The organism is Microbacterium testaceum (assembly GCF_001476655.1).
In the GTDB taxonomy this organism is placed as follows: domain Bacteria; phylum Actinomycetota; class Actinomycetes; order Actinomycetales; family Microbacteriaceae; genus Microbacterium; species Microbacterium testaceum_C.
The window spans coordinates 24977-39291 of sequence record NZ_LDRT01000060.1; the positions used below are offsets into that span (position 1 = coordinate 24977).

Annotated in this window: 15 protein-coding genes; 9 read left to right on the forward strand and 6 right to left on the reverse strand. The window is 72.0% G+C overall.

Annotation, left to right across the window (positions count from 1 at the left end):
- Positions 1-40 precede the first annotated feature (40 nt).
- The 3 genes from NS220_RS09885 (at position 41) to NS220_RS09895 (ending at position 2524) form a co-directional block, all read left to right on the forward strand.
- Positions 41-1084, forward strand: coding sequence for an ABC transporter permease (locus tag NS220_RS09885; protein WP_058623903.1), 1044 nt, complete (start codon positions 41-43; stop codon positions 1082-1084).
- Positions 1081-1932 carry an ATP-binding cassette domain-containing protein gene (locus tag NS220_RS09890; protein WP_058623904.1) on the forward strand — a complete coding sequence of 284 codons (852 nt, stop codon included), beginning with the start codon at positions 1081-1083 and terminating at the stop codon, positions 1930-1932. The genes NS220_RS09885 and NS220_RS09890 overlap by 4 nt, the downstream gene beginning before the upstream one ends.
- Positions 1933-2026: 94 nt before the next feature.
- Positions 2027-2524 (forward strand): hypothetical protein, encoded by a 498-nt coding sequence (locus NS220_RS09895; RefSeq protein WP_058623905.1) that lies wholly within the window; start codon positions 2027-2029, stop codon positions 2522-2524.
- Between the two features lie 21 nt (positions 2525-2545).
- Here NS220_RS09895 and NS220_RS09900 read toward each other — a convergent pair whose 3' ends face one another.
- The gene (locus tag NS220_RS09900) at positions 2546-2917 is read right to left on the reverse strand and encodes a hypothetical protein (RefSeq protein ID WP_058623906.1); all 372 of its coding nucleotides are present in this window, start codon (positions 2915-2917) and stop codon (positions 2546-2548) included.
- Between the two features lie 135 nt (positions 2918-3052).
- Here NS220_RS09900 and NS220_RS09905 point away from each other — a divergent pair, with 135 nt between their 5' ends.
- Entirely contained in the window at positions 3053-4237 is a 1185-nt protein-coding gene (locus NS220_RS09905; protein ID WP_058623907.1) for an MFS transporter, read from the forward strand.
- A gap of 98 nt (positions 4238-4335) precedes the next feature.
- Here the strand turns inward: NS220_RS09905 and NS220_RS09910 are convergent, their stop codons facing one another.
- Positions 4336-5229: a helix-turn-helix domain-containing protein gene (locus tag NS220_RS09910; RefSeq protein WP_058623908.1), complete on the reverse strand. Its 894-nt coding sequence runs from the start codon at positions 5227-5229 to the stop codon at positions 4336-4338.
- A gap of 100 nt (positions 5230-5329) precedes the next feature.
- Between NS220_RS09910 and NS220_RS09915 the strand changes: the two genes are divergently transcribed.
- Positions 5330-6073 carry a DUF429 domain-containing protein gene (locus NS220_RS09915; protein ID WP_058623909.1) on the forward strand — a complete coding sequence of 248 codons (744 nt, stop codon included), beginning with the start codon at positions 5330-5332 and terminating at the stop codon, positions 6071-6073.
- An 88-nt stretch (positions 6074-6161) separates the two neighbouring features.
- Here NS220_RS09915 and NS220_RS09920 read toward each other — a convergent pair whose 3' ends face one another.
- Genes NS220_RS09920 through NS220_RS09935 form a run of 4 tightly spaced genes read right to left on the reverse strand, consistent with a single transcriptional unit; the run spans position 6162 to position 11303 of the window.
- On the reverse strand, positions 6162-6980 hold the full coding sequence (locus tag NS220_RS09920; RefSeq protein WP_058623910.1) for a DUF6671 family protein: 819 nt from the start codon (positions 6978-6980) through the stop codon (positions 6162-6164).
- Positions 6980-7303 (reverse strand): P-II family nitrogen regulator, encoded by a 324-nt coding sequence (locus NS220_RS09925; RefSeq protein ID WP_058623911.1) that lies wholly within the window; start codon positions 7301-7303, stop codon positions 6980-6982. Before NS220_RS09925 ends, NS220_RS09920 begins: the two co-directional genes overlap by 1 nt.
- Entirely contained in the window at positions 7300-9837 is a 2538-nt protein-coding gene (locus NS220_RS09930) for a DUF2309 domain-containing protein (protein ID WP_058623912.1), read from the reverse strand. Before NS220_RS09930 ends, NS220_RS09925 begins: the two co-directional genes overlap by 4 nt.
- On the reverse strand, positions 9834-11303 hold the full coding sequence (locus NS220_RS09935; protein ID WP_058623913.1) for a proton-conducting transporter transmembrane domain-containing protein: 1470 nt from the start codon (positions 11301-11303) through the stop codon (positions 9834-9836). The genes NS220_RS09930 and NS220_RS09935 overlap by 4 nt, the downstream gene beginning before the upstream one ends.
- A 98-nt stretch (positions 11304-11401) precedes the next feature.
- On the opposite strand from NS220_RS09935, the gene NS220_RS09940 reads away from it, so the two are divergent.
- The 4 genes from NS220_RS09940 to NS220_RS09955 all read left to right on the forward strand — a co-directional run bounded on the left by NS220_RS09940 (position 11402) and on the right by NS220_RS09955 (position 14031).
- The gene (locus NS220_RS09940) at positions 11402-11674 is read left to right on the forward strand and encodes a helix-turn-helix transcriptional regulator (protein WP_043361129.1); all 273 of its coding nucleotides are present in this window, start codon (positions 11402-11404) and stop codon (positions 11672-11674) included.
- A gap of 219 nt (positions 11675-11893) precedes the next feature.
- Positions 11894-12400, forward strand: coding sequence for a DUF4304 domain-containing protein (locus NS220_RS09945; protein WP_058623914.1), 507 nt, complete (start codon positions 11894-11896; stop codon positions 12398-12400).
- Between the two features lie 235 nt (positions 12401-12635).
- Positions 12636-13034 carry an ArsR/SmtB family transcription factor gene (locus tag NS220_RS09950; RefSeq protein WP_058623915.1) on the forward strand — a complete coding sequence of 133 codons (399 nt, stop codon included), beginning with the start codon at positions 12636-12638 and terminating at the stop codon, positions 13032-13034.
- 19 nt (positions 13035-13053) lie between these two features.
- Entirely contained in the window at positions 13054-14031 is a 978-nt protein-coding gene (locus tag NS220_RS09955) for an SRPBCC family protein (protein ID WP_058623916.1), read from the forward strand.
- Positions 14032-14315: the final 284 nt, after the last annotated feature.

The window sequence follows — 14315 nt, forward strand, 5'->3', positions numbered from 1 at the left end:
GGCGTCCGCGCCCGGCCGGGGACCACCGAAAGGACTATCGATGACGACGACTGACATCGTGACCGTCGCCACACGCCCACGCCTCGAGCGTCAGCCCGTGCGGCGTCTGCTCGCTCGCCCCGAGATCGGAGCGCTGGTCGCCGCCCTGGCGGTCATGCTCTTCTTCTCGGCCTACACCCCGAACTTCCTGACGCTGGCCGGGGCGGGAGTGTGGCTCGAATCAGGGTCCACCTTCGGCATCATGGCCGTCGCCGTCGCGCTGCTCATGATCGGCGGCGAGTTCGACCTCTCCGCCGGTGTCCTGACCGGTTTCACGGCGCTGATCGTCGGCATCCTGACGACCCACTACGGCCTGAACATCTGGGTCGCCGTGTTCGTCGCCCTCGTCGCCGCCCTCGCGATCGGCGCCCTCAACGGGCTCATCGTGATGAAAACGGGTCTCCCCAGCTTCATCGTGACCCTCGGGACGTTCTTCGTGCTCGCGGGTGTCGACCTGGCCGTCACGAAGCTCATCACCGGCCAGGTCGCGATCCAAGGCCTGACCAAAGTCCCCTTCTACGACAGCATCCAACCCCTCTTCGGATCGTCCGTGCGCATCGGCGACGGCACCTTCTACGTGTCGGTGCTCTGGTGGGTCATCGTGACGGCCATCGCCACGTGGGTGCTGCTGCGCACCCGCGCCGGCAACTGGATCTTCGCCGTCGGGGGGCAGCTGAACTCTTCACGACAGGTCGGTGTTCCGATCCTGAAGACGAAGGTCGGCCTGTTCATGACCACGGCGGGGGCCGCGTGGCTCGTCGGCATGATCTCGCTCTTCCGCACCTCCACCGTGCAGGCCAATACGGGTGTCGGACAGGAGTTCATCTACATCATCTGCGCGGTCGTCGGCGGGTGCCTCCTCACGGGCGGCTTCGGATCCGCGATCGGTGCGGCCCTGGGCGCGCTCATCTACGGCATGGTCTTCCAGGGCATCACGTTCGCGCAGTGGGACACCAACTGGCTGCGCACCTTCCTCGGCGCGATGCTGCTGCTGGCTGTCCTGCTCAACCACTTCGTGCGGCTGCGCGCGGGAGGGACGAAATGACCACGTCAACCGCACGGCCCGTCGTCGAGGTCCGAAACGTCGGCAAGAGCTACGGGCCGGTCAACGCGCTGTCCGGGGTGTCGACGACCGTCACCGCCGGACAGGTCACCTGCGTGCTCGGCGACAACGGCGCCGGGAAGTCGACGTTCATCAAGATGCTCGCCGGGGCGCACAGCCCCTCGGAAGGCCAGCTGCTGCTCGACGGCGAACCGGTGACGTTCTCGTCGCCGCGGGATGCGCTGAGCGCGGGGATCGCCACCGTCTTCCAGGACCTGGCTGTCGTGCCGCTGATGCCCGTGTGGCGGAACTTCTTCCTGGGATCCGAGCTCACGCGCGGGTGGGGCCCGCTCCGCCGGCTCGACGTGAAGCGCATGAAGGAGATCACCTACACGGAGCTGGCGAACATGGGCATCGACCTGCGCGACGTCGATCAGCCCATCGGCACGCTCTCGGGCGGTGAGCGCCAGTGCGTCGCGATCGCCCGCGCGGTCTACTTCGGCGCGCGCGTCTTGATCCTCGACGAGCCCACCGCGGCTCTCGGGGTGAAGCAGTCGGGCGTCGTGCTGAAGTACATCGCGAAGGCGCGTGACCGCGGACTCGGTGTGGTGTTCATCACGCACAACCCGCACCACGCGTATCCCGTGGGCGACCGATTCCTGCTCCTCAATCGGGGGACGAGCATCGGCGACTACGTCAAAGCCGACATCACTCTGGCCGAGTTGACCAGTCTCATGGCCGGCGGGGCAGAACTCGACTCGCTCGCCCACGAGCTCGAGCGGTCGCTCGGGCCCGATGCCGAACTGACGCGGGAGGTCGCCCAGGAGGCGGCGAAGACCGCGCAGGCCTGACGAGCCGACGGTGTCCCCCGCTCTTCGGGCGGGGGACACCGCGTCGTTCCCGGGTGGACGTGACGCCGACCCCCACCTCGGTGACAATGGACTGATGCGATCCCCCCACGCACTGGTCGTCACCCTGTTCGCCGCCGGTCTCATCCTCACCGGGTGCACCGATTCCTCCGCCCCCGAGGAGGTCTCCGAGGCAGCGCCCTCGGCCTCGGGCAGCCCCGTCGCCACCGCCACCCCGGCGCCCGCGGACGGACCCGTCGCGGCCTTCCGGACCTGGTGGACGGCGGTGCGCTCCGCTGACACCGTCGCCGCGTGCGGAGCACTGACCGAGCCCCTGCAGCAGCGCATGATGGCCGAGTATTCCGCCGCGACCGGCACCGAGGTCGGCGATTGCGCGACCCTCATCCGGCAGAGCTCGGCTCTCTACGCCGCGGCGGGCCTGCCCGAGGATGTCTCGATCGCGCTCGAGTCCGAGAGCGCCGCCGACGCGATGCTGCAGGTGACCTACGCCAACGGCGACTGCGGAACGGTGCACCTCGAACGAACGGCCACCGCGTGGTCTCTGACCGAGCTCAGCGAGGAGTGCGCGGGCTGACGCCCCGGGGCAGGGCGCCTGTCAGGGCAGGAAATCGGCGCCGCTGAAGAACCCGATTCCCAGTGACAACAGGGCCGCCGCCACGCCCGCGATGAACCCGGCCGCGGCGAGTTCGCGCGCCATGCGGGCGTTCAGGCTCAAGATGCCGGTGACCAACGACACGAGCGCGAGCGCCCAGACACCGAGCTGGATCCACACGAACTGATCGAAGTCCGCGATCGCGCTGACCGAGACCAGGAAGATGTGCCAGGCGATGACGATGCTGCCGGTGGCGATCGCGATGATGGAGGCCGCCCGGAGGTCGCCCTTCGGAACGGTCGGCGCGGGCGGCTGCGGTCGCGGAGGCACGCGAAGGCCCGGCTCGAAGGAGTCGGGAAGGTCGTCGTCTGCCATGGGGTGATCCTCGCAGGTCTGCCGGGCGAGGGCGAACGGCGAGCCCGGGGTTGCGTCCCGCGGTCGCGGACGAACGGTCGGATGCCGCGGACGATCGGTCGGGCGGGCGCAGTTCCCCGTTGCGAGCATCGAGACATGACCCTGACCGCCCCCGTTCCCGTCACCCCCGTCTCCCGCATGAGGTACGGCGGTCTCGTCGTCCTGATGCTGTTGAGCTTCCTGCTCGTCACCGCCGAGTTCCTGCCCAACGGCGTGCTCACCGAGATGGCCGCGGGGCTCGGCATCACCCCCGGCCAGGCCGGCCAGACGGTGACGGTCACCGCGCTGTCCGGGTTGCTCATGGCGCCCACCGTCGGCCTGATCTTCCCGCGCCTGAACCGCCGCACCCTTCTCGTGATCGCCGCAGCGGCGGCCGCGGTGTCGAGCGTGGCGGTGGCTCTCGCGCCCCACCTCGTCACGATCCTCGTCGCGCGCTTCCTCCTCGGTGCGGCGATCTCGACGTTCTGGTCCATGTCGATCACGGTCGCCGCGGCCGTGTCGGCGCCCGATCGCATCGGTCGCGCCGTCATGTTCACCTCCGCCGGGCTCTCCCTGGCGACCGTGGCCGGTGTGCCTCTCGGCGTCCTGCTGAGCGAGGCCCTCGACTGGCGCCTGGCGTTCCTCATCGTCGGGCTGGCCTCCGCTCTCGTCGGGGTGGCCGTGCGCCTCGCGCTCCCCCCGGTCCCGGCGGCCGCGGCATCCAGCATCCGACTCCTCGTCGATACGCTGCGCCGGCCGGGAGCCTCGCTCGGACTCATCGGTCACGTCTTCATCGTCCTCGGGCACTTCCTCGCCTACACCTACGTCCGGTTGGCGCTGGAGCGTCTTCCCGAGGTGGACGCGGGAACGGTCGTCCTGCTGCTCACCCTGTTCGGCGCCGGCGGGCTCATCGGAAACATCGTCATCGGGATCGTGGTCGACCGGGCCTTCGGCATCCTGGCGGTGGTCGGTCCGCTCGCGATCGCGGCGTCGATCGTCGTGATCCTGTCGCTCCCGGGCTTCGCGGCGGTGGCCGCGGCGGTGTTCCTATGGGGCTTCCTGTTCGCGTCGTGGCTGATCATCGTGAACACCTGGGTCGGACACCGGATGCCGGACCGGCTCGAGGCGGGCGGGAGCCTCGTGGTCACCGGGTTCCAGCTCGCGATCGTCGCGGCAGCCGGCGTCGGCGGTCTGCTCGTCGACGCGGTGGGTGTCGTCGTCACGGATGCCGTGGGAGCTGTGCTCCTCGTGATCGGCGCCGTGCTGTTCGGGGTGTCGCTGCGGGTTCCGCGCTCGCGCTGAGCGGGGCGGGGGCGCGGGCCCGCCCCGCGACGTGCGGATCGGGGAACGGCGGCGGGCCGCCACCGCTCCGGAGGTATCGCGCGGCGCCGCCGCCGACCTCAGCGTCGGGAGGACGCCGTCGGGCGCGCCGTCGCGCGCCACTCCGACGGTGCGACGCCCGCCACCCGGCGGAAGGCGCGTCGGAATCCCTCGTCCGAGGCGTATCCGAGGGCGCGCGATACCTCGGTCACCGATTCCCCGGTCTCGAGCATCTCTTTGGCGCGGTGCATGCGCGCGTCGGTCACGTAGCCGCCGGGCGACCGACCGAACGCCGCGCGGAATCGCTCGGCGAAGACGGAGCGCGACATCGCCGCGAGGCCCGCCATCTCCTCGGTCGTCCACGCGTGTCCGGGGTCCGCCGCGATGGCAGCGGCGACGCGGTCGAGGAACGGATCCTCGGCCCGGGGCGGCCACACGGCGGTGTCGGTGGCCCAGGCGCGGATCGCCGCCAGCAGGACCGTGCGCACCATGATGCGGCAGATGACGCCGTCGCCGGAGCGCACCGCATGCGACCCGACGCCGGACGGGCCGAGGTGGCTGGCGAGGGCGGCGGCGGCCGGCTCGACGTGTGCGAAGTCGCTGACGAACACGACCCCGGGGAGGGAGCCCGACCAGGCGGTGCGTGCCAGCTCCGCCGAGATGACGGTGACCTCGGCACCCGATTGCGACGTCAGGACGAGGCCCGCGCAGCCGAGCGACACGAACGCGTCTCCGGCGAGGAGCGTCCGGCGCCCGCGCAGGGTCGCGGCCTGTCCGGAGGGAGCGTCGACCGCGCAGCCGAGGCTCTCGCCGATGTCGCCGGTGATCTCGCCCGAGCGGACGAACACGAGCGTCGCCTCACCGCGCGGCACCGAGAGGCGTTCGCCCGCGCCGAGGCTCGACCGGCGCGCGTTCTCGGCCCGGATGTCGAGCGAGGCGAGTGCACGATCGAGGGCGGCGGCGTGCGAGGTCACGAAACGGCAAACGGCTTCTCGGACGGGGGTATTCCGCGTGTCATCCCCGAGGTCACCCGGCGGAGCCCCGCCCCCGCCCCGTCGGACGTAGGCTGCGGCGATGAGAACGATCGGGGTCGACCTGGCCGCCGGGCTGCCCGGCACCGCCCTCGCCGAGATCGTGTGGGCCGACGGTGGCGCCCGGCTCGCGCGGCTCGAGACCGGGGTCGATGACGCGAGGATCGTGGCATCCGTCTCCGGGGAAGGGACGTGGCTCGGCATCGACTGCCCGCTGGGCTGGCCCGACGCGTTCGTCGACTTCCTGCGTGACCACCACGCCGGCACCGCCCGCGGGTCCGTCGACGGCGGAGCCGACTGGCGGCGCCCGCTCGTGTACCGCCACACCGACCACGTGGTGCGCGAGCGCATCGGGCGCTGGCCGCTCAGCGTCTCGACCGACCGCCTCGGCGTCACCGCGCTCCGGTGCGCGGGGCTTCTCGGGCGGCTCGCCGAGGACGGGTTCCCCGTCGACCGGGCGGCCGAGGGGCGCCTGTTCGAGGTGTACCCCGGCGGATCGCTGCGCCTCTGGGGCTTCGACACGACCGGATACCGGGTGGATGCCGCACGCCGGGCCGTTCTGCTCGACACGCTGTCCGCGCGCGCACCGTGGCTCGACCTCGGCGGCTTCGCCCCGCTCGCGGTCGCGAACGCCGATGCCTTCGACGCTGTGATCGCCGCTCTCGCGACACGCGCCGGGGCGCTCGGGGCGTTCGTGCCCCCGGCATCCGAGGTTCTCGACATCGCCCGGCGGGAGGGGTGGGTCGTGCTGCCGGAGGAGGCGGTGGAGGCGCTCGCGGCGGGCTGAGGCCCCGCGGGTCCGGGCGGCCACCCGGCACGGCCCGTTCCTCGCAGAAGAGGCGAGGGCCGTTGCCCCCCCTGGGTTCGCGGCATCCTCACGGATTGCACGCGTCGCACGCGGCGGGATCCGCCGCCTCCACCGGCCGCCGCCGCTTCCGCTGCTCCGGGCAGCGGGGGCACCCGTCGACGTCGAAGCGCACCTGCGACGTCGCGTTCCCGCACGCGCCGCACGGCAGGCCGCGCACGACACCGACCGGCCCGAATCCGGGACACGCGCAGCCCGGGCACACGCGGGTGAGGCGCGCCGCGAGAAGCCACGACAGGCGCCGTAGCGTGCGGCGTCGTTCCGGGTTCATGTGCGCGCGCAGGTCCGGCTCGAGTTCGACGGGGCCCCGGGAGAGGAGGGCGAGGACGGTCGCGGCATCCTGAATCCCCTTCCTCATGCCCTCGTCCGTGTGCGCGACGACGCCCTGCGCGGGGAAGCCCACGCGCTGGAGATACCGCCGCGCCTCGCTCTCGGTCCGCACGACGCGCGGCGGCGCGACGTGCACGTACTCGCGGATGCCATGGCGCACGCGGACGTCGCGTTCGAGGTCGACGAACACGGCGAGCTCCTCGTGCACCATGGGCCCGAATCCGCCCAGGGCGGGGGAGTACGAGGCTTCGGTCGCCAGCCCCGTCGCCGTTCCCAGCTCGGCGGCGGCCCCGCGCGCCTTGGCCGTCGCCGCCTCCTCGGGGGTGAGCAGCCTCGGCACGTCACGCGTGAACGTGCCGAGGGCGTCGGTGTCGAGCGCCACCGTGGGGGCGACCCACGCGCCGAGCCACCGCCGGAAGGCGGGCGCGAACGCCGCCTCCTTGCCGTGGACCGTGCCGATCGCCACGGTGGTGCCGTCGAACGGAGAAGGGGCGCCCATCACACGAAGTAGTCGGCGCGGCTCACCGCGGTGGGCGAGACGAACATGACACCCGCCGTCCGGTCGAGCAGGGGACGGATACCGGCGACGATCGCGTCCGCCCGCTCGGGGGCCACGACCGTGACGAGCAGGGTGAGGGCGTCGTGGTCGTTGAACAGAAGGCGACCGCCGCGCGCACCGTGGTGTCCCACTCCGGCGACGCCGGTGATCGCGGTGTACCCACGGGCGCCCAGAGACTGCATCAGGGCGGAGACCTCGGCGACGTCGTCGCTGGCGACGACCACCTCGATCTTGGTCATGGGGGTCAGGTCGGACGTGCTCATGAGCGGGACTCCTTCGCGGTGGTTTCGGGCTGGAGGACAGGGATGCCGGGGGCCGCGGCCGTGTCGAGATCGTCGACCTGCCAGCCGTACAGGCCCCAGCGCATCCAGGGCGAGCGGTCGTCATCGCGCACGCGGAGGGTGATCCAGCGGTGGGCGACGAGGGTGCGGACGACCTCGGAGGAGTCGACGATGTCGTTGACGCGCTCGAGGGGCGCCTGCACGAACACCTGCAGACGCACCGGCTCATGCCGAGCCTCCCGGCCGACTCCGACGGACTGCCAGGGCAGACCGATCCGCAGGTCGCCCCCGTAACCCGAGAGCACGCCGACGGTTCCGACGACGTTGTGCAGGGGCTTGGGGCCCGCGCCGAACCGGTCGGGGGCGACCGTCGACGCGCCGTACTGGGCATTGATCCACTGCGCCACGATCATCGGCGCCGTGAGGATCGTCTCGAGCGCCGACCCGTCGGGGTCGGCTGCGGCCTCGTAGCTGTGCAGGAACGCGCGCCGTCCGAGGTCGTGCCCGGCCGTGATCGTCCGCGGTCCCACGATGAAGGCCGCGTTGCCCACGAGCCCCCACTCGGCGTACGACTCCGCCCAGTCAGCGGCCCGCCGCTCGGTGTCGCGCACCGCCCCGGCCGCGTCGCTCCCGCCGGGGAGGCTCGCGCTGCGGTCGGCGGTGTTCGCCGCGCGCGCGGCCTCGAGGTACTGCCCGAGCTCGAGCACGGCGGTCTCGTGCGTGGCGGGGACCGTCCACGGTTCGAGGAGCGCGACCTCGTCGGTGACGGTGTCCATCTGCGCCGCGAGGAACAGCGTGTCGGCGGGGATGCGGATGCCGCGCGCAGCCAGGGCCCGACGCGTCTCAGGGTCGTTGAAGATCATCGCCGCGGCGCGGGCGTTCGGTTCCCCCTCGTGCCCCCCGCACGCTCCGCACTGCAGGCTCGAGGAGAAGGGGTTGTTCGTCACCGTCGCACCGTGGCCGCACACCAGCACCAGAGGCGCGAAGTCGTCGACCAGGCCCATCATCCGCAGCGCTGTCTCGGCGTAGAGGACGCGTTCCTCGAGAGAGAAGACGACATCGGCGTCCAGGTGCGTGGAGGGCTTCTTCGGGCGCACCCGTTCGGCGAGTGCCCGCCACCCTTCCGGGGCGAGCGTCCGGAGCGCGGCGGCCGCGCCGATCACCCAGCCGGCCGTCTCGGCGAAAGCGAAGGGCGTCACCGGCGATTCCTTCACCGTGTGGAGCGCAGCATCCCTTTCCCCGCCCGCGATGCGGCGACGCCGCCACCGCGCGAGGGCATCGCGCTCGACGGACGACTCGGTGATCGCGACCCGCGGCGTCAGCAGGACGGGGCAGGAGGCGATCTCGGCGGAACCGTCCGCGGGGCGGAAAGAGATCGGCACCGCGAAGAACCCGGCGAAGCCGAGCGTCTCGACGGGTCCCGCGGCCTCGAGGTGGCGGCGGAAGCTCTCGGACCGCGTGTCGATGCAGAACACGGCCTGGGCGAGGGGACGGTCGGCCGCGGGCGACTCCGGGGCCCGGCGCGGGGCGAGCTGGCGTGCGATGCCGCGTTCGAACGCCTCCTGCCACACGGCGAGCCGTGTCGCGGGGGTGACGAGCGCGAGAGTGCGCCCCACGGCCGCGCGGGTCGTGGGGTCGGAGGGGTCGGCGCCCAGCGCGAGCGCGACCGCGCCGATCCGCGCCTCCTCGTTCGGCGCGGTCGGGACCGGCGCCGGAAGGGCGGCGTCGGCGGGCAGCAGGAGGCGCTCCAGGGTGATCCGGATCGCGACGAGCGAGGTGAGGTCGATCTCGCGCGAGCCGTCGGTCAGGTGCCGGACGAGCGCCGCCCAGCCCGGCTGCGCGAGCACGTGCGCCCGCAGGAACTCCTCGGCCGCCGAGCCCTCGAGCCGCCAGCGTTCGAGGGCCACCGCGATCGCGCTCGCCGTGTCGGCGGGAGTGCTCCGGATGCCGCTGCGCACCCGCCGCGACAGCGTCGGGTCGACCGCCGCGAGGCGCCGCCAGCCGGTCCACATGCCGTCCCGGCGAACGGGTCCCGCCCACGCGCCCGTGCCGAGGGCGGCCGTCAGCCACCGCCCGGTGAGGTCGTCGATGCGCGCGTGGACGCGCGGGGAGAGGATGCTCGCCGGGGTCGGAAGCGAAGGGCCGGGGGCCATGGGCGGTGAGACGAGAAGGTCCTGCCGCAGGACGTCGTCGACGGTGGCCATGACCCGACCGAGACAGAGAAGCGTGGTCGCGCGCGCGTCCGCCACCGTGTGGTGCAGGGCCGAGAGCAGGTCGTCGGAGGAGATCCGTCCCTGCGCGTGCAGCTCGCGGAAGCGCTCCTCGGGGAGGGAGAGCAGGATGCCGTGGTCGCGGGCGACCTGGCCGAGGGCGTCCTCCCAGTCGAGGTCTTCGTAGCCGGCGACGGGGTTCCGGGCGATGAAGGTCTCGAGGGGGAAGTGCGGGGCGATCGCGCGTCCGGCGGCCGCGACCCAGCCCCGGACGGTGGCCGGCGAGGGAGGAGCGGTGGTGGTCATGAGACCCTCCGGTACTCGAGGGGGCCGCCGGCGGACGCCGGAGCCGAGGGGGTGGTGGCGGGGACGCTGAGCGGCGGTCGCCCCCACGCGAGGGCGAAGGCGAAGACCCGGTCCGAGAGCGGTCCCGTGGAGCGGATCGCGAGGAGGGATGCCGCGGCGATCAGGAAGACCGCCGCAGTGAAGCCCGCCGGCAACGGGGCCGGGGTGGTGACGGGGACGAGCGCTTCGGCGCCGGGGAAGACCACGGCGACGTATCCGACGACCGCGATCGCAAGGCTGAGGAGAAGCGCCGCCCGCGTGGAGGCGGGCGCCGAGGATGCCCCGATCCGCGCGCCCGCCGCCGCGGCGGTCGTGAGCGCGAAGAGGAGGAGCGCGGCGGTCGGATGCGCGAACGCGTCGCTCGCGACGAGGGCGACCGCGGCGGCCGCGAGGGTCAGGACCACCCCGACGGTGCCGCCGACCCGCGAGGGTCGGAGCCGGGGCCGCGCGCGCTCCCGCAGAGCGTGCTCGACCGCGGAGCCCGCCCCGAGGAACAGGCTCGCCTTGAACAGGGCGTGGCCGATCACGTGGACGAAGGCGAGTCCGTAGGCGCCGAGGGCGCAGGCGAGGAGGAGGAAGCCCATCTGCGCCGCGGTGGAGTGCACCAGCCGGCCCTTCACGTCGGCACGGGTGAGCATCGCGAGCGTCGCGACGATCAGCGTGATCGCTCCGGCGATCCCCGCGATCCACGGGCCCGCGGCCGAGGGGACGGGGGCGAATCGCAGCAGGAGCAGCGCCCCGGCGTTCACGAACCCCGCGTGCAGGAGGGCCGAGACGGGCGTGGTTGTCGCGGCGGTGGCCGGGAGCCAGCCGTGCAGCGGGAACGACCCCGCCCGGGCGACCGCCGCCACGGCGACGAGGGCGCCGACGAGGGCCGCGGCCGTGCCCTCGAGGCTGCCGAGGGCGCTGAGCGAGATCGATCCGGTCGAGGCGGCGGCGACCACCGCGGCCGCCCACAGCGCCGCATCGCCGACGAGGAGCGCCACGGCGCTCCGCCGAACGGCGACCCGGGTCTGCGGGCCCGAGCCTCCCGAGGCGATCAGGGCGATCGTGCTGAGAGTCGCGAGGGTCCACCCGACGGCGAGCAGCACCACATCGTCCGCGGCGATGGCGGTCGTCGACCCGAGGGCGGCGAGCGAGGACAGCGCGAAGAAGCTGCGCGCGCGGGGGTCGCCGCGGAGGTGGCGGCTCGCGTAGACCTGCACGACGACCGTGAGGGTGACGATCAGCAGTGCGAGCGCGGCTCCGGCCACGTCGGAGCGTTCGGCGAGAGCGCCCGCGAGCCCGAGCGTGGCGAGAGTCGCCGCAGCGGTCCCGGGCCAGACGGCGAGCGAGCCCGGCGTGCGGTGGCGCGCGGCATCCGGCAGGAGGGCGGCGACGACCGCGGCGAGCAGCGCGGCCGTCAGGAGCGGAGCGAGCGATGACATGCGCAGCAAGATACATGCAATAAATTACGTGCGTCAAAACACAGGCAACCAATAACACGTTCTTGGATTCCGGTACCGCGGGTCACTATGCTGTCCTGATGAACACCTGGACGTTCCTGACGAACCACGCCCACGTGTTCATCTACGTCGCCCGCGACCCCGGCGCGCGCGTCCGCGAGATCGCGGATGCCGTCGGCATCACCGAGCGCACGGCGCACGGCATCCTCGCCGACCTCGTCGAAGCCGGCTACCTCAAGCGCGAGAAGGAGGGCCGACGCAATCGCTACGAGTGCGTCGAGGACCTCCCGATGCGCCACCCCGTCGAGAGCGACCACCCGGTGGGGGCGTTGTTGGAGGCGTTGAAGGGCTGAGTCCTCCTGCGCCTCCTCGGGCGCGAGGAACGTGAGAGCGAGGGCGCGCCCTGCGTCCGAAGCCGTTTGGCGCCCTCGGATCCGACGACGGTCAGCTCGTCGGGGCGACGTCCCCGTGCTCGCGGATCAGGCCACCGCCGACGACGGGGTGCGTGGCCGACATCGTCGACCTTCTGGTGAATGCCGTGTGGGGCGCGTATGCCCATGCGACAATGAGCCATGCCGCTCACCTCTGAGTCGTTCTGGCCGTGGAGGCTGCGGTCCCGAGGCAAGGCGACGGTAGCCGCACAGATTCCCGCCCAAGATCTGTATGCCGCCATGATCAAGGACACGATCTCGCCAGCCCTCCGTGCAGAGGGGCTCATCGGGTCCGGCGGCCGCTACTCCGTGAGATCGGACACCCACTGGGCGCTCGTCGGGTTCCAGAAATCCGCGTACAGCGATCGCCGTGAGATCCAGTTCACCGTGAACCTCATGGTTGTCCGGAGGGACGAATGGCTTGCCCAGGCAGCGGAGGACTCCTCCTTTCCGGTGAAGCCCTCTGCCTCCCTGGGTTACGGCTCTGTGATGCCCAAGCGCATCGGCTCGCTCGTGGGTGACGGTGCCGACAAGTGGTGGCGCCTCTTCGGCGGGCAGGATGTCGATCTCCTCGCGGCGGATGTATTGACGGACCTGCGAGACGCGGGTCTCCCGTGGCTTCGCGAGCGCGTGGCTGCGACGAGCTGACCCCGTCCGCGAGCCTGGCGGCGTCGTCGCCGCCTCCCTCCCGCCGCAGGCGTGACGGCGACCGTGGCCGCGCCCCCACGCGATGAGAACAGAGGATGCCACGGCAACAGGCCACTGTGCGGAGGACCGCCCTGTTCTGGTGGCATCGCCTGTTCTCGTGACGGCGTGGGCGGGCGCGATGGTGCGGTGAATCCGTTGTTGTGCCCCCGCGCGAAGAGCGCTAACGTGCAACCAAATGGTTAAACAACAGCCGCTCGACGACGCCGACATCGACCGCGTCTTCCACGCGCTCGCCGACGCGACGCGGCGTGACATCGTGCGACGCACGCTCGTCGCCGAGCAGTCGGTGACGCAGCTCGCGGCGGCCTACGCGATGTCGTTCGCGGCGGTGTCGAAGCACATCGCCGTGCTCGCCGAGGCGCGGCTCATCACGAAACGCGCAGAGGGCCGGGTGCGGCTGGTACGCGCCGATCCCGCCGCACTCGCGCGGGCGCAGGACCTGCTCCGCTCCTACGAAGACCTGTGGCGCGGCCGGATCGACCGGCTCGACGCCCTGCTGGCCGAACCCTCGCCCGCGACACCCCCTCACGACGGCGCCGGGGTCCCGGCATCCGTCCCTCCGCCTCCGAACTGAACCGACGAAGGAGTCCGTCATGCCCGTCGCATCCGTCGAGAGCGACACCGAAGCGCTCACCATGACCCTGGTCGCCGACTTCCCCGTCGGACCCGAGCGCCTGTGGGCGGTGTTCACCGATCCGCGGCAGCTCGAGCGGTTCTGGGGACCCCCGGGGTGGCCGGCGACGTTCGACGCCTTCGACTTCCGCGTCGGGGGCCACGCGAGATACCACATGACCTCCCCGCAGGGACAGCGTGCCGGGGGCGCGTGGGAGTTCACCGCGATCGATGAGCCGCGGGGCTTCGAGGTCGTCGACTCGTTCGCCGACGAGAACGGCGACCCGATCGAGGGCATGCCGTCGATGCGCATGGTCTTCTCGTTCGAGGCCACGCCCGAGGGTTCCCGGTTGCGCAACGTCAGCCACTTCGCATCCACCGAGGCCCTCGAGCAGGTCGTGGCGATGGGCGCTGTCGAAGGTTCGACCCTGGCGATGAACCAGCTCGACGCGGTGCTCGTGGGGCTGCGCGAGTTCGCGCAGGGCAAGGGCATGCAGCTCGAGGTACTGAGCGACCAGCACGTGCGCATCACGCGGCTCATCGACGGTCCGCGCGAGCTCGTCTGGCGCGCGCACCTCGACCCCGAGCTCATGCGGCGCTGGATGCTCGGTCCCGACGGCTGGCGCATGTCGGTGAGCGAGGTCGACCGCCGCGAGGGCGGCCGCTACCGCATCGCCTGGGAGCCCGAGCCGGGAACCGAGGGGGAGGCGTTCGGCTTCGACGGAGAGATCCTGCTGCTCGACGAGCCGCGCCGCATGGTGCAGACCGAGCACATGACCGGCACCGACCTGCCGACCACGACCAACGACCTCTCGCTCTACGAGGAGGACGGCGCGACGCTGGTCACCCTGCTGATCGAGTATCCGGATGCCGCCACCCGCGACGCCGTCCTCGCCACGGGCATGGTCGACGGGATGGAGGAGAGTTTCCGCCGCATGGAGCGGGTCGTCCTCGGCTGACCGACCGCACGACTCCTGCAGATCGGACGGATTCGGGAGGCAGAGGCGGGGGCGGCCGGATTCTGCAGGAGTTGTGCCGGCCGGGTCCGACGGGCGCCGGCGGGATCGGGCTGCCGGGCCGGGAACGCCGGGAGCCACGCCCCGCCCGTGCACAACTCCTGCAGAACGGACGGATTCCCGGCGGAAAGGCCGTCCCTTATACACATATGAAGCTGCCGACGATCTTACGCGTGTCATTCATGCGGGTGCCCAGAGTAATAAACAACAAAAAAATACGAACCATT